Consider the following 20848-nt stretch of genomic DNA (forward strand, 5'->3'; position numbering starts at 1 on the left):
GTTATACAAGCAGTGCTGATAACAGCAGGGATAGACAGATGTTATTCACTAATTTTTAAATAATCCTTAAAACATACAATTATTTTGTGACTGCATGTAATATTCCTAATTCATCTGGTGATAAAAAACTGGATGAAATCATATATTCTACAACCTTTTGTAAATATTCAATATTAATTTCCGGCCACCCAAAATCTATTATTTCTAACTTCTTTTGTGTCCTGATCGAATCTGATTTTACTACTTTATATCGCTCATCCATTTTTTCTCCTGATACCATGAGCATTTGAATATCTTCTTGCCTATTTTCATCTTGAGATATTTTTAACATGAGTTGTTGATATTCCAAATAGTCAAGAACTTCAATCGAATGCCCTATTTGTTTAAATATTTCCACCATATCTTTAAGTTCAAGCTTCTGATGATTATACATATGGAAAATATAATCCTGAGCATTATCGGTATCTATATTCGAAGTGATTAATCTAATAATTGCATTACTGCAATAGTCAACAGGTGTGAATTCCACTTTACTCGATAATAAATTATTTGTCACAACACCGTATTGCAACATAAATTTTAAACGACTCATAAATGCATTGTCTGCAATATTAGTTTGGTGCTGACCATCGGAATATCTATTAGTAAGGTTACCTACTCGATAGATGTTTGCATTGACTCCTTGGGATATCGCTTTGAAAATCTCATGCTCTGCTAAAAATTTACTTTTCACATAGACATTATCTTCATAATTTTGTTTAATATAAAAATCATTTTCCTTAAATACTTTTTCCTCTTCTCCTAACGCAAACTGTCCGGACACACTCGTTGTGGATATATAATGTAGCTTCTTATCATCGCCCACAAATGTTAGTATCTCTTTTAATGACTTAACATTCGCTCTCTCAAAATCAGCGTAATCTCCAAAGTGCTTAGTTAAGGCAGCTGCATGAATTACAGTCTTAATATTTTTATGAAGGGTTACATATATATCTTCATTTAGACCCAATCTCTTCTCATCCAAATCTCCATTTACAATAAAAATCCGCTCATTTATTAATGCCTCATACTTAGTAAATTTGTCTTTAAAATACAACCATAAATTTTTCAACAAACGTACTTGAGCTTCTTTTTCATCTCTTCCACGAACTAAACAGTACACTTTACATTTTGTAGTATCCAGTAATTGTTCCAATAAATGTATACCTAAATATCCTGTAGCACCTGTTAACAACACTTCACTATTCTGGTCAAATGTTTGGTGTAATTTTTCTGTTTCTACTCTTTTCTTTGGTGGCTTTAAAAATTGGATCTGCGATTTATTTGACTGTGAATATACGCTAGTTCCATTATCGATTTTTTCCGCTATTTTACTTATTGTTTGTAATTCATAATAATCTTTAATTGTTACATTCCAGCCTTCAGATAATGTTTTTACTAACGTTTCCATAATTTTCATTGAATGTCCACCCAAGTCAAAGAAATTATCATGTACACCTATTGTTGATTGGTTAATATCCAATACACTCGACCAAATTGTCACCAATTTTTTCTCCGTCTCATTGCGAGGTCCGATACGCTCTACACTTGCCTGCACTGCACTATCCCATTTAGGTAAAGCTTTCGTATCAAATTTACCATTAATCGTCAGTGGCAGGGCATCCATTTTTACAAAATGGGCTGGTATCATATAATTTGGAAGTTGTGCCTTTACATGTTCTCTCCAGTCTTGCCCGCTTCCTTCACCTACGACATAAGCAACTAATCGTTTATCTCCATGTTCATCTTCTTGAGCCACTACAACGACCTCTTTAATCATAGGGTGTTGGCCTAATACGGTTTCAATTTCTCCTAATTCAATTCGAAAACCTCTAATTTTAACTTGGTTATCAATTCGACCAATATACTCTAAATTTCCATCTGGTAAATATTTAACAGAATCACCAGTTCGATACAACTTGGCATTAGTATCACCATTGAATGGATGTGGAATAAAGGATGCTTCTGTCAATTCAGGACGATTCAAATATCCACGTGCTAATCCAGCTCCCCCAATACACAGTTCTCCCGCTACACCGATAGGTACAGGCTGCTGATTTTGATCTAATACATACACTTCCACATTGGAAATCGGACGTCCTATATGAGGTTGACCATTTCCCTCATAAATTCCCGCGGTTGCACAAACTGTTGCTTCTGTTGGCCCATAAGCATTGATAAATATACGATTATTTGACCAACGTTTTGCAATTTCTTCACTACAAGCTGAACCAGCAGAGACAACTACCTTGAGATGTTCAAATTTGGATTCCTCTAAGACATTTAACACTGTCGGTGGTAAAGTAGCGTGTGTAATCTTATTATTTTGTAAAAATTTCGTCAATGGTTCCCCAGGCATAACATCTTCTTGGCTACTTACATACAACGTTCCACCCGCTACAAGAGTTGTAAATATTTCAAATACCGCCGCATCAAATGATAGGGAAGCAAATTGAATCACTCTACTGTTTGAATTTAATTGCATTAGATCAATAATGGCATAAACAAGATTGCATAATCCTTTTTGTTCCAGTAATACACCCTTCGGGTTTCCAGTAGATCCCGATGTATAAATTACATAAGCTAAATTCTCTGGAGTCACTTCAATTATTGGATTGGTAATACTCTCTTTTGAAATCATTTCTTGATTTTCATCTAAACAAATACCCTCTACTCCCTCAGGTACCCATCCTTTCACATTTCTTTGTGTTACCATCAATTTAATATCCGCGTTATCCAAGATATACTTAAGTCGCCCTTCTGGATAAGTTGAGTCCAGTGGCACATATGCACCGCCTGCTTTCAAAATTCCGAGTAGACCAATAATCATTTCTAAAGATCGTTCCACACAGATTCCAACCATCGTCTCAGGTCCTACACCTTTTTTTAGTAGGGAATGAGCCAACTGATTCGCTCTTTCATTTAATTCTTTATAAGTAAGATGCCTACTCTTATATACTAAAGCTACTGCTTCTGGTGCTCGTGCTACCTGTTGTTCAAATAGTTCTTGCATAACATATTCCGCCTGGTATTCTACTCTTGTATCATTCCATTCCTTCAATAATTGCTTCTCTTCCCCTTTACTCATCAGTTTCAAACTTGCAATAGATTTTTGAGGGAAATCCATCACTTCACTTAACCAAATTTCAAAATGTTTAGCCACCCTATTTATTGTCGAAGCATTAAATAGGTCTGTATTATACTCAAAGGCTACGTGTAATCCTTCTTCAGTTTCTTCCATCACTACTGTTAAATCAAACTTCGCTACTGCCATATAATTTGGAATTGGTTCTAAACTGTGATCCAATATTTTTGATAGCTTTCTTGAATGAGTTTGTAAAGTAAACATCGTTTGAAATATTGGTGAATGACTAGCGTTTCGTTCTGGTTGTATTACTTCAACTACTTTCTCAAAAGGAACGTCTTGATATTCTTGAGCTTTTAATGACTTTTTTTTCACCTGTGCCACCAATTCTTTAAATGTCAAATCATCAGTAAAATTTGCACGATATACAAGTGTATTAACAAAGAATCCAATAAGTCCTTCAATTTCCTTATGATTTCTATTCGCAATAGGACTTCCTACTAAAATATCTTTTTGTCCCGTATAACGCGAAAGAAATCCTTGATATCCAGCTAACAAAGTCATAAATAATGTAGCACCTTCTTGTCTCGAAAATGCTTTAATTTTATCCAGTAATGAAACTGGTAGAGTAACCTGATATGTATCCCCCTTATAACTTTGTACTGGTGGGCGTGGAGAATCAAAAGGTAGTTGTAATACTGGAAGCTCTCCACTTAGTTCTTTTTCCCAATACTCTAATTGCTTTGTGAGTACCTCGTCCTTCAGCCAATCTCGTTGCCACTGTGCGAAATCAGCATATTGAAGTGCTAAAGGTGGAAGTTGCGCTGGTTTCTTCTCTATAAATGCTTGATACAAGGCAAACCATTCATCAAATAAAATTTCCATAGACCATCCATCAGAAATAATATGATGCATCGTACAAAGAAGTACGAGTTCCTCTTCTTCCATAATAATCAATTGAGTTCGAATTAATGGTTCTTCGCTTAAATGAAATGGTGTTTCTATTTCTCTTTGAGTTAAATCATTCATTTGGAGTTCTTTTTCTTCCTGCGGAAGGTGACGCAAATCAATTACCTGTAATGATCTCGGTGTATAAGCTTTGATAACTTGCATCGCTTCACCATTAATTTCTTGAATTACCGTGCGTAACACTTCATGCCTATGTATCAACGAATTATATCCTTTTTCTAATGCTTCAATCTCCCATTTCCCTTTCAAGCACCATGCAGTTGGAATATTATAAAGCGAACTATTCGGTTCAAGTTGATCCATGAACCATAAACGCTGCTGAGCATAAGACAATGGTACTCGTTCCCCTCGTTCCTTTAGTTGTAATGGTGGAATATCACAGTCTTTATTCTCTTGTAATAACGTCGTTATCCGCTGTGATAAACCTTCAATAGTAGAGTACTGGAATAATTCATGTAATGGCAGATTAATTTCAAACATTTCTCGCAAACGAGATACAACTTGAGTCGCCAATAGAGAATGCCCGCCTAATTCAAAGAAACTATCATGTACACCAATTGTTGATCGGTCAATGTCCAATACACTCGACCAAATTGTTACTAATTTTTTCTCCGTCTCATTGCGAGGTTCGATACGCTCTAAACTTGCCTGCACTACACTATCCCATTTAGATAAAGCTTTCGTGTCAAATTTACCATTAATCGTCAGTGGTAGGGCATCCATTTTTACAAAATGGGCTGGCACCATATAATTGGGGAGTTTCCTCTTTATGTGTTCTCTCCAGTCTTGTACGCTCCCTTCACCTACGACATAAGCAACTAATCGTTTATCTCCATGTTCATCTTCTTGAGCTACTACAACGACCTCTTTAATCATAGGGTGTTGGCCTAATACAGTTTCAATTTCTCCTAATTCAATTCGGAAACCTCTAATTTTAACTTGGTTATCAATTCGGCCTATATACTCTAAATTTCCATCTGATAAATATTTAACGAAATCACCAGTTCGATATAACTTAGCATTAGAATCACCATTGAATGGATGCGGAATAAAGGATAATTCTGTCAATTCAGGACGATTTAAATAACCACGTGCTAATCCAACTCCTCCAATACACAGTTCTCCTGCTACACCGATAGGCACAGGTTGCTGATTTTGATCCAATACATACACTTCCACATTGGAAATCGGACGTCCTATATGAGGTTGACCATTTCCCTCATAAATTCCCGCGGTTGCACAAACTGTTGCTTCTGTTGGCCCATAAGCATTGATAAATATACGATTATTTGACCAACGTTTTGCAATTTCTTCACTACAAGCTGAACCAGCAGAGACAACTACCTTGAGATGTTCAAATTTGGATTCCTCTAAGACATTTAACACTGTCGGTGGTAAAGTAGCGTGTGTAATCTTATTATTTTGTAAAAATTTCGTCAATGGTTCCCCAGGCATAACATCTTCTTGGCTACTTACATACAACGTTCCACCCGCTACAAGAGTTGTAAATATTTCAAATACCGCCGCATCAAATGATAGGGAAGCAAATTGAATCACTCTACTGTTTGAATTTAATTGCATTAGATCAATAATGGCATAAACAAGATTGCATAATCCTTTTTGTTCCAGTAATACACCCTTCGGGTTTCCAGTAGATCCCGATGTATAAATTACATAAGCTAAATTCTCTGGAGTCACTTCAATTATTGGATTGGTAATACTCTCTTTTGAAATCATTTCTTGATTTTCATCTAAACAAATACCCTCTACTCCCTCAGGTACCCATCCTTTCACATTTCTTTGTGTTACCATCAATTTAATATCCGCGTTATCCAAGATATACTTAAGTCGCCCTTCTGGATAAGTTGAGTCCAGTGGCACATATGCACCGCCTGCTTTCAAAATTCCGAGTAGACCAATAATCATTTCTAAAGATCGTTCCACACAGATTCCAACCATCGTCTCAGGTCCTACACCTTTTTTTAGTAGGGAATGAGCCAACTGATTCGCTCTTTCATTTAATTCTCTATAAGTAAGTTGTTGATTCTTATATACTACAGCTACTGCTTCTGGCGTCCGTGTTACCTGTTGTTCAAACAGCTCTTGAATAACATATTCCGCCTGATATTCTACTCTTGTATCATTCCATTCCTTCAATAATTGCTTCTCTTCAGCTTCAGGTAATAAATTAACTTTAGAAATGCTTTCTTCGTAATTATGTAAAACAGATGCAATAAATTGCTCGAAATAACGAGTTAATCTCAAAATTGTATCTTCATGAAAAATATCTTTGTTATATTCGAAATTACCACAAATCGCTTTGTCACTTTCTTGTTCAATAAATAAAGTTAAATCAAACTTGGCCGTATTCTTTTCTAAGCTACAAGGAGACAATGTTAGTCCATGTAAATCAAATTTATTCGTAGCATTTCCTAAAAAAACCGCTGCATCTTGCTTACTAGCTCTTTGCAGCACAAATCCAGTTTGAAAAATAGGTGGGTAACTAACATCACGACTAAACTCTAATTCTTTCAACATCATAGAAAAAGGATAGTCTTGATGTTTCACACACTCCATTAATTCCTCATTAAGAATATTTAAAAGTTCCTCAAATGAATGGCCATCCTTGAAATGAATTCGAATAGGAAGCATATTAACAAAATATCCACAAGTATTACGAAAATCTTTGTTCCGTCTTCCAAATCTAGGTGTCCCTACTATGATTTCATTTTGTCCTGAATAACGATGTAAAAAAGCAAAGTAAAGAGATAATAAGACTGTATTAAGAGTAAAACCTTCTCTATCACAGAATTTAGACAAATTCTCACTAATCTTTCTACTTAATTTAAAAGGTACTAATCCACCCTCATATGAAGGAACAGGTGGTCGCTTCTTATCAATAGGCAATTCTAATACCGGTATCTCATCTTTAAGTTTATTTTTCCAAAATACCTTCGATGCTTCTCCAATTTCGCTTAACAATAAATTTTCTTGCCAGGAAACAAAGTCCGAATGCTGAAATACAACGGGTTTTAAGTCACCATTAGTTCCTTCTTTTAAGTGTTTATATATCGTTCCAAACTCATCTAATATTAGGGATATAGACCAACCGTCAGTAGCAATATGATGCCATACTAGGAGCATAATATAATGATTTTCAGCATAGCGAAACAATCTCACTCTAAAAGGTGACTCATTTTCCAATACAAAAGGTTTATACGATTCTTGGTACAAAGCTCGATTAATAGAAGTCAATTCTCCGATACCTACATCAATAACTTTAAAATCTAGAACCGGCTCACTATAAATTTTCTGTACAGGTTCTTTCTCCATAACAAAAGTAGATCGATAAATCTCATGGCGTCTAATAATTTCAATAAAAGCTTTTTTTACAAGTGAAACATCTAGTTCTGAATAAACATGCCAAGCAAACGGTTCGTTATATGAAGATTTATCTGGATACAAACAATACTGCAAAAAAAAGTCCCTTTGTCCTTTTGATAAAGGGATAGTTTTAATACATTTTTCACTTACCAATCCGCTCACCTCTATTAGATTTTTTTACAAAATACAGCTATTAACAATTCCGTATAACTTAAGATATTGTACTTAAAATTCATGGCACGCTTAGTTTTTCTAGAAAATGGTTAAAAATAGCATAAATAACAATATTTCTATTTATTTAACTCATTTCTACTACTAGTTGATTTTTTATCTATCTCAATTCAAATAGTTTTTCTATTTGAATTGATTTCTTTAGTAATATGATTAACTAAGATGCATGGAAGATTAAGAAACGTATTATTGCTAATACTGCATAATTTAAAAAACAAAAATAGCTTTGGATATTAAAAATCCAACTTTGGTTTTTGATACCCTAAAACTCCTGTCAATTATATATTGAAGCATCTTGAAATAATGTCGAAATTTGGAAAAGTTAATATTTTTTTATCAAATAAAGTCTAATATCACCTAAATTTTGCTAAAAACATTTAATTTACCTAGTGACAAGGTTCCTGCTCTGGTCTGTAATACCGCTTCTATGCATGGCCTGATACTCTCGCCCGCCTAAAAAGAAAGAAGGTTTTTATGTCGATTTTTTAATTTGTATTTACATAATAAGGGAATAAATTACATTGTTCGTTATATATAAAATTACTAAATGCTTGTAAGATTTGAAAATCCGTCCTGTGATAACATGTTCATTCATATGTAATACCCCCAAATGTCTACGTCAGCTGCCGAAACATATCCATTTTTTCCGTTCGCTACTTCTCCTTGTACATATTTTGCAGAAACAGATTCGAATGTTGCAAATTCATCCCCTCCATTCCTTTTCCATGTTCCAGATGATACCTTTTTATAAGTCCATAAAAAAAGAAGATAACTCCCTACTATATAGGAAGTTATCTTCTTTTTGATTTCAGCAGCTTCTTTTCTGACCAACCTTGTCTTAAGAGACATGCTACGTTTGTAATCGTTCGCTTTTCATCGATTACATTACTAGTTGGATCACGTACTTGCTTTCATTATTTTCTTTGACCATACGCGGCTGTTGGTTTAACAGGTTTTGCATCCGTCGCTTCCCATATAGGGGCAGTTAATGTTGGATAGTTCAAAGCCTCTACTTTTTTTCTCGTTTCTGGTGATGCTTTTAGTCCCCATTGATCAAAAAATGGAAGTACATTTTGTCTCGCTACTTTCGATGTATTGTAAATAAATGCTTGTATTTTATCTTCATCCGTTTCTGGAAGTTTATCTTTTGGTAACTCTCGATATAGTTTGTGAAGATTTGGATAAAAATCTTCCCCATATGCTAAATGAAGTTGCCAAAGCATAACAAGTTTCACAAACAAGTCATCAATGTTTTTATACTCTTTATCTGTTTGTTTTAAATATGCAAAGGCTCTATCGTAATCGCCTTCTTTTTCTAACCGTGTTGGTTGATTCGGGAATAATTGTTTTTGTACAGCTAAAGAATATATATTAACAGTGACTTCAGTCATTCCTCTAAGGTCATTCCACATCCAAGGGTATTGTTGCCTTGTGTGTCCTGCTTCATGCATTTGTCCCCAGCCAAATTCATTGACATTTAAAGCACTTTCGATTGCATTACCAGCAGTAGTAAATATCATTCCATCCCGACTTGCATACATGCCCCAATCTGATTTGTTAGGGTTTTCAGTAAAAGCCCAAAGGCGGCGAGTTGAACGATGTAACGGATTAGAACTTGTTTCAGATAGTCCCGATATTTTATCTTGCGCTACAATCATTTCATCATATTTTTTTAATAGAGGAACAGGATCCTGATCCGCAATATATTTCTTCGCACTATCACGAGTAACAGTAAGTACTGCTTTCTTTGACTTTAATTGAACGGCATGTGCATCTGGATACTTGTCCATCATCGCAATCCAGTCTGCTTTCGTATGCTTCCCTAATTCAAAGAATGGAACAGGGCTTCCGCCTTGTGTTACTTTCACCTTAACTGTTCCTTTCCCTTCACAGTTATCAAATCCTAATAAACCACCGTTTGGAGAGGAAATAGTGTTAGAACCAGAAGAAAGACGAAATGTTTTTCCCCCTTCTTTATCATATTCATTTGTCCCAATCGTTGCTCCAAGTTTGTCAAATCCCGATAGTCCCGATACTTCAATTGTGACTTGTTCATTCGGTTTTACATAGATTCCTGTTGGCACATAGTTTCGTTGCTCACTTCTTCTTTCTCTGGCTGCTTCACCCATATAATGTCCTGTACTTGGAAGTTCAAACGTCTTCGCTTCATATTGCGCCTGGGTTTGTGTAGTTTCAGCATGAATGACCAAACTATTTACAGTGCTAGATGTAAATAATGCCGTTGTCATAACAGCAGATGCCATAAATACTTTCATTGGTTTTTGTGATTTACGGTTATTTTTACTATTCAAATAAATCAATCCTTTCATTCCAATCCGTTCTAACGTTCATACAAAACGCCGATTTTCTCACTAAGACAATAACTATAGCAACTTCTTAAACTTACTTATTCCTTCTCGCTTATTTCATACACGTAAAAATTATACCTACATACCCTTATATAATATATAAATATGCATAATTTCATATTTATATATTGAAAATATCACTTTTAAAGAGATTACCACATGTGAAATTCCGCCACGCCGATAGAGGACTGCTCCGTAGGCAGTCCTTTTTGATTGTTTATTCACATTCTCATACGATATCGACCGTTCTTGCCAATATATCGACGCTTTTTCAAATATATCGACCGTTCTTTGGAATATATCGACGTTTCGACACAAGATATCGACTTTCCGACAAACTTCGCCACACAATAAGGAAAGCAATCACAACCGAATTCGAGTTCCTACTCCATTTTTAACAGCTTTTTCGTAGAAATACTTCGCCACGACAATATCCACAACAGCGAGTCCGACAGATTTAAAGACGGTAATTTCTTGATCGCTCTCCCGGCCCGTTCGTTCTCCGCTTATAATTTGTCCAAGTTCGGCGTGAATATCGCTTTCTGTGAAAACTCCTTCTTGTATTGGAACTTGCAGATCTCCTGTTTCTTCTAGTGCTGCTTCTTTTGATTCCACTACCACTTTGTCAGCTGATGAAATGACATGAGAAGGAAGTTCTTGCATCGCTGGTCTAAATGAGCCGACAGCATTTACGTGAACACCAGGTTGTAATGTGTCTGAAAAAACTGGTATGAAAGAGTTTGTTGTTGTGACAACAATATCGGCCTCGCGCACTGCTTCATTTGCACTGGAGTATACATAGACAGGTTTATTAAAATTCTCCCTAATATACTCGGCAAACTCGGCAGCTTTTTGTTCTGTCCGATTGTAAAGCATAATGTTTTCAATGTCCCGCACAGTAAGCATTGCCTGAACAAGCCCTTTCGCTTGTTCTCCTGTTCCGATGATGCATAAGTTTTTCGCATTTTGGCGAGCTAAGTATTCCGTTGCAACGCCTGATAAAGCACCTGTTCGAACCATCGTTAAAAACGATCCTTCTAAAAGGGCGAGCGGTTCCCCTGTTTGAAAATCAGAGAGCATCACAACCCCGTTAATTGTTTTCTTTCCTATTTTCGGATTATTCGGTGCGACCGTTACGACCTTTAATCCAAGTGCGCCAAGTTCTTCCGCTACGGAAGGCATCATTAATGCGGTATTTTGTGAATTCGCAAATGGCAACGAGTAGCGAATCGGTGTGATCGTTCTTTCTGCCGAAAACTCTCGTAAAGCAATCGCCGCATATTCAATTACTTCATTCATATCTACTAAACTTCTTTGTTCAGCTGCATTTATAACTAACATATGATCTCGTCCTTTCCTATATCAAGAAGAGTTGTTTCCTAACTAGAAAACAACTCTTCCCCACGTATTATGCTAATAAAAATCCTTGTTTTAACGGATCTCTTGGATCGATTAAAAATTGGTGGAATCCTGTAATAAACGCCTGACCAGTAACTTTCGGAATCACCGCGTCATATTCGCCTACTTTCGCTAATGACAATACTTCTCCAGCAAATTGTCCGTCAGTAATGCATTCATGGACGAAACTTCCGCCTTCTTGCAATACTCCATTTTCAACAAGAGTTGCTAGTCTAGCTGAAGTACCTGTACCGCAAGGAGAACGGTCTACTTGCCCATCAGCAAAAATGGTCACATTTCGTAACGTCGCATCTGTTCCGTTTGGTTCATCGGAAAAGATAACGCCGTATATGCCTTTTAAACCTTCTTCAAGAGGATGTTTGACTTCCATCTGACTTTCAATATACTGTTTCATTTTCCCGCCCCACGTTTGAATAGCAGGTAAATCATTAAAATTCACTTTTAAACCGAATTCTTTACTGTCGACAACTGCATAGAAAGCTCCTCCAAAAGCGATATCTACTTGAAATTCATGGCCATCAATTTTTACAGGAACATCTTTCTTGTAAACAAACGAAGGAACATTTTCAAATGATACGGATTCTACTTGGTTCCCATTGTATTTTGCATACGCAATCACTTCTCCGGCAGGACTGTCAATAATGAATCTTTGTTTTTCACCGGTCACCTCGAACATACCCGTTTCAATTCCGACTGTAATTACAGCAATAATTCCATGGCCGCACATTGTACTCCAGCCTTCGTTATGCAAAAACAATACTCCAAAATCAGCATGCGGACTTGCCGGCGGCGTGATGATACAACCATACATACCGTGATGTCCTCTCGGTTCATACATCAGAACTTCGCGAAGATGATCCAAGTGATCCATGCAATAAGCGCGTCTTTCTAATTGCGTTTCCCCTTTGATCGGCGGTACTCCGCCTGTAATAATACGAAGCGGTTCCCCCGCTACATGTGCATCAATTGTTGTGTACGTTTTACTAATATTCATTTCTTGTCCCTCCGTTATTTGTATTCTCTTTACTTTTTTATTAGCAAGTACCGTGCCAACTCTCAAAATGCGCAATACAATTCATATTCAGTTAAAAAATTTTACACTTTTTCAAAAAAGTGTATTCTTTTAGCGACAAATTTGTTTACCAGTGTCTACTTTCTTTTACACAAAACGATAAAGTGAAACTTTAATCAGTGGGGGTTTTCTTCATCCCCCACTGATTATCAGCCCTCACCAATCGGGCTTTTACGGGCAGTTTATCTCCCACCTAACTTCTTAAGAAAAGCGGAAGCGGCTCGCTCAGAATCGCAGGACGCCCACGCACAGGGCGGAGAGGCGCTTTTTGCCTCGTCCGAGGGGAGGGGGCGAAACGACCGGAGATTCTAGCCGCTAAAGCTGGACAACAAAGAAATGTGGAAGTGGCTCGTCCAGAATGTGAGGGGGGGATGGAGCTTCTGACGTAGAGGTGTTTTTTACCTCGCAGGAAGAAGCGAAGCCACCGAACATTCTAGCCACTGGAACTGGACAATGCTTTCGCCGAATTTTAAGGTGGGAGTATTACTGCCCACGAATAGCGGGATAAAAGAGGTGATAGAAATGAAACCATACACTGCTCTCTTCTGTAGAAGAGGCTATTTCAATTGTAAATACAAATGGCGAAATGCTGTATTTGAATAAAAAAGCAGAAAAAATGTATAACATAAAGAAAGAAGATATGATGCGGGAGCATATACAAGAGCAGCCAAAGGAGGACAGCTAGGAAAAATCGAACTAGTAGACGGCGGAACTTTATTTCTAGATAAAGAAATATGGGATTGTATTGAGTAACGAAGAGTATACGTAGAAACTACATATATACGTTGAAAAATGACATAAAACCACTTTCTTTTTAGGGGAGGACGTGAGCATCTGGCCGTGCGTTGAAGCGGTCATGTTGTATTCTGCATAGCAGCGGTTTATATGTCGGAAAATGAAAATAGGATGATTTCGAAATCTATATATGCAATATTGCATATAATATAAATCAGTTACTTTGCTATAATAGCAAAAGCGAGACTATTCTATACATAGCATCGCATCCACCCTAGAATTTCATAAAAAAGCGAAGAATATTTATCATTCTTCGCTTTTTTATTTGTTGCATGTAATTGATTTTTTTATTGTACAGGTACTAATTCAAAACCAGATTGATATGGCGGCGCAGAACTTCCCCATAGTTTATCTTGATTTGAAAATGGTTGTTCTGAAGGCTCTAGCTCGAAATATGATGTAACTCCATAGCTGGAATTTTGTGGATCTGCACTATACCAATCACATGGTCTGCCCATTTTATCTCTAGGGTAATCAGTTTTACCTGTTATTAAATTGATTTCCTTTGAATTTTGTTCCTGAACTGTTAACGTGCTTTTTGATTGATCGCTAAAATAAATCCAGCCGCGATTCCCTGCATTAACATATTTTTTAGTTCCTCCTGGCCCCCCAATCAACATTGACATAGTAACTGGCGTATTATGTCTTATATATCCATCACTTTCTACCCCATCTGGAGTTTCAAAATTGATAGGAGTACCATAGTACTCATTACCTTTTGTATCCTTATGAGTCTCAGCAGTACCATAATAAGATTTATCTTTATACTGAATTACATAATGCCAACCCGCAAACTTCTCATATGTTACTCCAAGTCTCTTCTCACCTACACCTGCATAAGCAGCATACCGAGGCTTACCATCCCAAATTTTACGTACCATTATATAATCTTTATTTGTCTTAACTGGATCGCCATAAATATCCAGTATACGATTGCCCTCATCTGCATAAGCAGAATTTGTAGGAAAAACAGTTACGATTAAACTAAATAGTAATAATAAGAACGTAAGTATAGGTAGTTTTCTTTTCACGAACATATCTGAGTTCCTCCTTATTTTCAAAAATGATTACGCTACCTTCCTGCATAATCTTAACATTAAGTTTTAAAGATGTAGATAAATTTAGGAACATATGTAAAATTGCATATTTATATGCCTACAAAAGTGACGTTCTATCTAAAAAAATGGAAAATTCCTTTACACAAAAATAGCGAAGGCTTCCACATTGAAATCGAGAAAGCCTTCGCTTGTTTCAAAAACACTTTAAGAGTGCTCAGCTTAGCTGGTAAAATAAAAGCGTTCCATAAAAATATATTAGTTATACGATTTATTGTGCTAAAATTGCACCGTAATGTCCATCAACCGTAAGGGTAACAGTTCCGTTCTGTACTGTGTACGTTTTACCAGTCAGTTTGTCTGTAACAACACTTCCATTTTGCATGCTTAATTGCCATACAGGGACGGTTATACTATGGCCGATAGAATCATTGTTAAGTACAACTGCAATTCTGTTTGCCTTGTCAAAGCGGCCGTAGGAATAAATTTTATTTGCATCATCTGTTTGCAGCGTCATGAACGAACCTGTTCTTAATGCTGGGTATTGGTTACGGATGCTGATGAGTTTTTGTGTTAAAGCTACAGCACGATTGGAAGTCGTACCTTGTGACCAGTCAAACGTCCGGCGGTTATCAGGATCAGCACCGCCCATCATGCCATATTCATCTCCGTAATAAATTGTTGGCGTACCAACATACGTCATTTGAAAAATAAGCGCTAAATATGTCTTCCAAATATCACCGCCAGCACGCTCGCCAAAACGTGAAATATCGTGATTGGATAAATGATTGCTCATCGCTTGCTGAACGTTTGCTGGATAATTAGCGCGCGTACCTTTTAACCAGCTATCAAATTGAGAAGTAGATACGGAAGCTGCATTGCTATTGAAATCTTTTCCTGTGATCCACTCAGAAACTGGTTGTGTAAATCCGTCAAAGTTTGTGGTGCTATCCCATTGGTTCCCTTGACTTGTCCAAGAATTTGCATTTCCCCAGTACTCGCCAAATATTGCTGCATTCTCGTTTACAGACTTCACGGCACTTCGGAATTCAGACCAAATTTGGTGATTCACCAAACTACTACCATTTCCTCCACCAGCATCCGCACCGCCAGCATCTGTATATTGAGGTGCATCTAATCGCCAGCCATCAATGTTATACGGGGCTTTCAAATACGTTTTTGCTACGGAATCACTATTATTATAGATTTGATTTCTTACTGGTGACCCACTAGCTCCATAATCTAGCTTAGGCAAACTGTTGAATCCTAAAAAGCTAGCATATGTATTCGGCCAAGACTGGAATGTATAATAATTAGACCATTGGCTAGATTGAGACTCAAAAGCTCCTAAAGAGGAAGATTGATTGTACTTATCAAACCATGAATGAGTGTCTCCAGTATGGTTAAATACACCATCTAATACTAAATATCCTTTTTCTCCGTTTGCTGTGCTATGAATATTTGATGATAGCGTTTGCAAAGTTTCGTTTGTCCCAAATGCAGGATCTACAGTCATATAATCCTGTGTATCATACTTATGGTTAGAAGGAGACTTAAAAATTGGATTTAAGTAAATAATGTTAGCTCCTAGCGTTTGTTTAATATAACCGATCTTCTGATTTACTCCCGCCAAATCACCGCCGAAGAACACAAGGTTGTTCGTATGACCAGGATCAGCATAGACACTGCTCCCCCAAGCTTTTTTCTCAGTTGGCGTGCCGGCATAAGTGTATGCATTCGTTTGCACATCATTCGAGGAATCACCGTTATAAAAGCGGTCAGGGAAAATTTGATACATAACACCATTCTTCATCCAATCCGGCGTTTTAAAATTCGGGATCATATAAAAATCACCTGATGATGGTTCCGATGCAGAAGTACCGTTAGCATTATACCAAACCGAAGAAGACCCATCAGTAATTTGGAAACGATAATATTTCCTTGAAGAACTAGCAGGGATTGTCCCTTGCCAATAATCAAACGTTCCAGTAGAATCGCCCGACATCCATGACATAGGAATGACATGGGACGACCCGTCAGCAGTATCATAGTACTTTATATTGGCACCAGTAATATCCCCTTTAAACGTCCGGAATTTCAGCGTCACACTTTGAACAGATGTCGGTTCTGGCGCACTATCGTAGACAGGACCTTGGTCATGAAATAAACCATTCCACTCCACATTATTGTCGTTAGTAGCAGCATAAGCCGAGGATGAAGCTGGCGTGTACAGTAAAGATGTCCCTAAAACAAGTGTCGATAGTGCAATCGTTTGCGCAAGTGAACGCGTTTTTCTATCTTTCTTTAACTTTCCCATAACAAACCTCCTATGAATGTAAGTGCTTTCATCCCTATTATAGTAGTAATCTATCAAAAGTAAACGGATGAATTTGTCGAATTTTTAAAATGGATTTATATATATGCTCGTCATTATCCTCATACAAAAAAGAACTGATCTCCATCAAAGACCAGCTCTTTTCTCTATTCCTTATTCTTCTACTAACTCTGATTGTACATACGCATAAACAAGCGCCTCCGTATGTGCAATCGATGTCTCATGTGTACGCTCATAAGCGTGAGACGCATCAATACCAGGACCAATCAGTCCATGTTTCACATCTGCCCCGGCGCGGATTGCTGCTGATGCGTCAGATCCGTAGAATGGATAGATGTCTACTTTATATTCAATATTATTTGCTTTCGCAAGTTCTACTAAATGTTTGCGCATTGCGTAATGGTAGGGACCGCTCGAATCTTTCGCGCAGATCGATACTGTGTATTCATCTGATGCTTGGCCATCGCCAAGTGCGCCCATATCCACCGCAAGGTATTCTACTGTTTCTTCTGGAATATTGGAGTTACCGCCATAACCGATTTCTTCATTATTAGAAATTAAGAAATGCGTTGTATATGGTAGTTTCGTATTTTCGTCTTGTAATCTTTTAATCAATTGAAGTAAGATCGCCACGCTTGCTTTGTCATCTAAGTGACGAGATTTGATGTAGCCGCTGTCTGTCATTTGCACGCGCGGGTCAAATGATACGAAATCCCCTACTTCGATGCCAAGTTCACGTACTTCTTCCGGTGAAGATACACGCTCGTCGATACGAACTTCAATGTTTTGTTCGTCACGTTTTGCTTCGCCAGCATTTTTGTATACGTGTACAGACGTTTGATGGATTAAAATTGTACCAGTATACGTTTTACCACACGCTGTTTCGATTTCGCAATATTCTCCTTCTACCGCATTCCAGCGAAATCCGCCAATCATGGATAATCGCAGACGTCCGTCCGCTTTAATTTCTTTTACCATTGCGCCTAATGTATCAACATGAGCAGTAAGTAGACGTTGTTTCGTATCGTCTTCCCCTTTTACCGTGATAATAAATCCGCCTTTATTATTGCGCTTCGTTTCTACATTCCACTCTTTTACGTAGTCCTCAATAAAACGAATAATTGTGTTCGTATTTCCAGATGGACTTGGAATTGAAACGAGCTGCTTAATAAGCTCCATTGTGTCTTTTACGTTATGTACCATATGTTTTTCCCCTCCCTTTTATCTTTCCAATATTCAGTATAATAGAAAAATGATGAAATAGAAATAAAGTGAAACTTCTATTGTAGACTTGAAACAAGGTTTGATCATTCCTTGTGATCTTTATTTCATTAAAGTACCCTTTAGTTGAACAAGAAAATATCCTCATAATCTCGTTATGATGTAGTTGTCATAATAATTGAACGCGGATAGAATCCCAATTTCTGGTAAAACGATACCGCTTCATTCCCATACACTACTGTTAATTCAATTTCATATATTTGTTTTTCTTGAAACCATTCCATTGCACTATTCATTAATTTCAAACCCAATCCGTTTCCTCGATATTTTTCATCAACAAATAGAACCTCAATCTTCCCGCTTACTTTTTTACTATATGCTATACAAAATCCTAATATATTGTCTGTTTCTGACTCAATCAATAATTCAATCCTGTACTCTCCATACTTTGAATTTTTTTTATATTCTTCAATACGTTCCTCAAATGTAATTCTTGGATAATCACCAGAAAAAAATTTTGATTTACTGTTATGGTATTCATGCAATTTATCTAATGAGTTTCTTATTATCTCTATTTCATAGAGAGTTATCTGTTTATTAATAATTCCCATACTTCAACCTCTCCAATAATATATATTTATTTAAGTATTTGTATGATGTAATTATTTATTAAAATTAGTTCAATAAGAAAAAATCTTGCATGAAAACAAGATTTAATCAAACTTTATTTAAAAGCTACATCCATCAGTGGGGGTTTTTTCCTCCATCTATCTTCTTTGAATTCCTCATAATCTTGAGGTTGGGGTCCTACTGCCCACGAATAGCGGGATAAAAGGCACCGCATGTATTGCGATGCCCTTTACTCCTCACTCACTTCTACTAAATACACACCCTTTTCAAATCCGCCGCGCTCCGCTTCTTTCTCTTTACGAATGCGCTCAATATCTTCTAACGTTACACCTTCTGCTTGCGCCAATGCTTTAATCACTTCTAATGCATCGGCTAAAGAATCTAATGCATGCTCACGTTCTTGCATAGATGCAAACTCACGCATTTCTTCAATGCCAATTTTCGATAGTTCTGCTATGTACTCTAATTTACTTAATTTTTTCGATGTATATGTTTTACCAGACATTAAAATCATTTCTGGTACACGGTCGCGGACGATTTTATTATAAGCTGACATGAGAACACCTCCAAATACAAATTAAAAACTCTTTCTTTTTAGGCAGGCGAGAGCACCTGGCCACGCATAGAAGCGGTCAGGGCCTGTTTCTGCCACATGCAAAGTTTAAAACAAAAGACAAAAGCCGGTGCTATGATAAACTGGATTTATATGCTTAATGGCACCCTAACTCGGCATAATATAAAAACCAATGTTTTCTTACACAAGCTGACGACATATCAATGCCCGATGAACTGTGACGTATTTCTGGAAAGCGATAGTTTTCATATTCCTTCTCCGGCACATCGTAAAAAGCGCGGAGATGATCTGGGACAACGCCTTCATATGGATCTCCCATTCTCTCAATCTTACCTTGCATAGCTGCCTTTGGATTGCCAGATAGAAACATCCCTGTTCGAATTGCTGCGGTTGGCGTGCAATGTAACAGCACGTGTACGAGTAACCATGCTCCGATTATGATCATGAAGATTCCTTTTTGTTTTAGGCTCATTCACTTCTCCTTCTATCATTAAAGAAAAAAGTGCTAACACCATTATACTAAAAAAATGTGTTAACACTTTCTATTTTTGTAAAACTTTTATCCCGCTTTAACGGGCAGTAAGCTCCCCCTCAAGATGCAGAAAGAAACGAGGAAGCTAGGTGGGGATAACTGCCCATAAAAGCCCGATTCGTGAGGGCTTTCCATCAGTGTGGGATACCCCTCTCCCCACTGATGGAAGTTTCACTTTATTCCCCTTTAAACATCGGAGGACGCTTCTCTAAAAACGCAGTAATTCCTTCTCTATGGTCCGCTGTTTTTCTCATTGCATATTGACCGCGTTTTTCAAGCTGAAGTGTTTGTTCTAACGAAGAACGATTTAATTCAGCCAAAACTTGCTTCGTTTGAATCATGGAAGCAATTGGTTTTTGCAGCCATTCACTAATTTTCTGTTTCACTGCATCTTGGAAGTTCTCACCGATTACTTCATCAATCATGCCAATTTCAAGCGCTTCGCTTGCGGATAATTTCTTTCCTTCCCAAATGATTTCTTTTGCCATATGCTCGCCAAGTCGTTTTTGCAAGAAGAAATGTCCACCGCCATCTGGAATTAAAGCGATTCCAATAAAATTCATCGCAATAATGGATGAAATATCAGCCATCACGTAATCAGCTGTTAAAGCAATGCTAAGTCCAAGCCCTGCCGTCGGACCATGAATTGCACTAATCACAAGCTTTGGCATTGTATACAGCGTTACAATAATTTCTGAAATAGTATTCATAATGCCTTCAAACGCACTTTCATCTCCGCTTGCTAACATCGATTTAATATCGCCGCCCGCCGAAAAACCACGGCCGTTTCCACATAGCACAACGACATGAACAGAACTTTCAGCTACTTCTTTTAACTTTTGTAATAATTCTTTTAACGTTTGCTCATCTAATGCATTTAACACTTCCGGACGATTTAACATAATCGTCGCAACTCGCCCTTCATATTGTACAACTACTGATTCCGCCTTGCTCGAAACTGTCATAAACTCTCTCTCCTTCTATAATCTGTTATCCTTATATAATTATAGAAAGGGCTTTCAAAAACCTTCTTTTTTCTTAATTTTCTGTCGAATTTACACAAAAATCATTTTTACATTCCATTTATTTACCAAAATGGTGTATTGTAGAAAAATAACACACATGCATTTCTTCGATT

The 20848-nt window shown here is 37.1% G+C and carries 11 protein-coding genes and 2 pseudogenes; 2 read left to right on the forward strand and 11 right to left on the reverse strand.

The genetic code is table 11. From position 1 onward, the window contains the following. Positions 1-79: 79 nt before the first annotated feature. The 4 genes from MR076_RS18690 to MR076_RS18705 form a co-directional block, all read right to left on the reverse strand. On the reverse strand, positions 80-7639 hold the full coding sequence (locus MR076_RS18690) for a non-ribosomal peptide synthetase (protein WP_313897348.1): 7560 nt from the start codon (positions 7637-7639) through the stop codon (positions 80-82). 983 nt (positions 7640-8622) lie between these two features. Continuing rightward, positions 8623-10038 carry a M60 family metallopeptidase gene (locus MR076_RS18695; protein WP_242223049.1) on the reverse strand — a complete coding sequence of 472 codons (1416 nt, stop codon included), beginning with the start codon at positions 10036-10038 and terminating at the stop codon, positions 8623-8625. 402 nt (positions 10039-10440) lie between these two features. After that, positions 10441-11418 carry an ornithine cyclodeaminase family protein gene (locus tag MR076_RS18700; RefSeq protein ID WP_242223051.1) on the reverse strand — a complete coding sequence of 326 codons (978 nt, stop codon included), beginning with the start codon at positions 11416-11418 and terminating at the stop codon, positions 10441-10443. Positions 11419-11485: 67 nt separating this feature from the next. Continuing rightward, positions 11486-12490 carry a proline racemase family protein gene (locus MR076_RS18705; RefSeq protein WP_242223053.1) on the reverse strand — a complete coding sequence of 335 codons (1005 nt, stop codon included), beginning with the start codon at positions 12488-12490 and terminating at the stop codon, positions 11486-11488. Between the two features lie 613 nt (positions 12491-13103). Between MR076_RS18705 and MR076_RS18710 the strand changes: the two are divergent. Then, positions 13104-13232, forward strand: a pseudogene (locus MR076_RS18710) (PAS domain-containing protein); the annotation flags it as partial. Between the two features lie 14 nt (positions 13233-13246). Continuing rightward, positions 13247-13321: pseudogene (locus MR076_RS18715) on the forward strand (hypothetical protein); the annotation flags it as partial. Between the two features lie 329 nt (positions 13322-13650). On the opposite strand, the gene MR076_RS18720 reads toward MR076_RS18715, so the two are convergent. From MR076_RS18720 to MR076_RS18750, 7 genes are all read right to left on the reverse strand, one after another. Further along, positions 13651-14400: a hypothetical protein gene (locus MR076_RS18720; protein WP_242223055.1), complete on the reverse strand. Its 750-nt coding sequence runs from the start codon at positions 14398-14400 to the stop codon at positions 13651-13653. A 289-nt stretch (positions 14401-14689) separates the two neighbouring features. Next, positions 14690-16735, reverse strand: a complete 2046-nt coding sequence (locus MR076_RS18725; protein WP_242223057.1) for a glycoside hydrolase family 13 protein — start codon at positions 16733-16735, stop codon at positions 14690-14692. Between the two features lie 171 nt (positions 16736-16906). Next, positions 16907-17956: a M42 family metallopeptidase gene (locus MR076_RS18730; protein WP_242223059.1), complete on the reverse strand. Its 1050-nt coding sequence runs from the start codon at positions 17954-17956 to the stop codon at positions 16907-16909. A gap of 173 nt (positions 17957-18129) precedes the next feature. Further along, positions 18130-18585 carry a GNAT family N-acetyltransferase gene (locus tag MR076_RS18735; RefSeq protein ID WP_242223061.1) on the reverse strand — a complete coding sequence of 152 codons (456 nt, stop codon included), beginning with the start codon at positions 18583-18585 and terminating at the stop codon, positions 18130-18132. Positions 18586-18833: 248 nt separating this feature from the next. Next, positions 18834-19160 (reverse strand): nucleoside triphosphate pyrophosphohydrolase, encoded by a 327-nt coding sequence (locus MR076_RS18740; RefSeq protein ID WP_242223063.1) that lies wholly within the window; start codon positions 19158-19160, stop codon positions 18834-18836. 154 nt (positions 19161-19314) lie between these two features. Further along, entirely contained in the window at positions 19315-19650 is a 336-nt protein-coding gene (locus tag MR076_RS18745) for a hypothetical protein (protein WP_242223065.1), read from the reverse strand. Positions 19651-19886: 236 nt separating this feature from the next. Next, a complete protein-coding gene (locus MR076_RS18750) occupies positions 19887-20675 on the reverse strand; it encodes an enoyl-CoA hydratase (RefSeq protein ID WP_242223066.1) in 789 nt (262 codons plus the stop codon). Positions 20676-20848: the final 173 nt, after the last annotated feature.

It is taken from the genome of Bacillus cereus group sp. BfR-BA-01380, assembly GCF_022663535.1.
Taxonomy (GTDB): Bacteria; Bacillota; Bacilli; order Bacillales; family Bacillaceae_G; genus Bacillus_A; species Bacillus_A cereus_BB.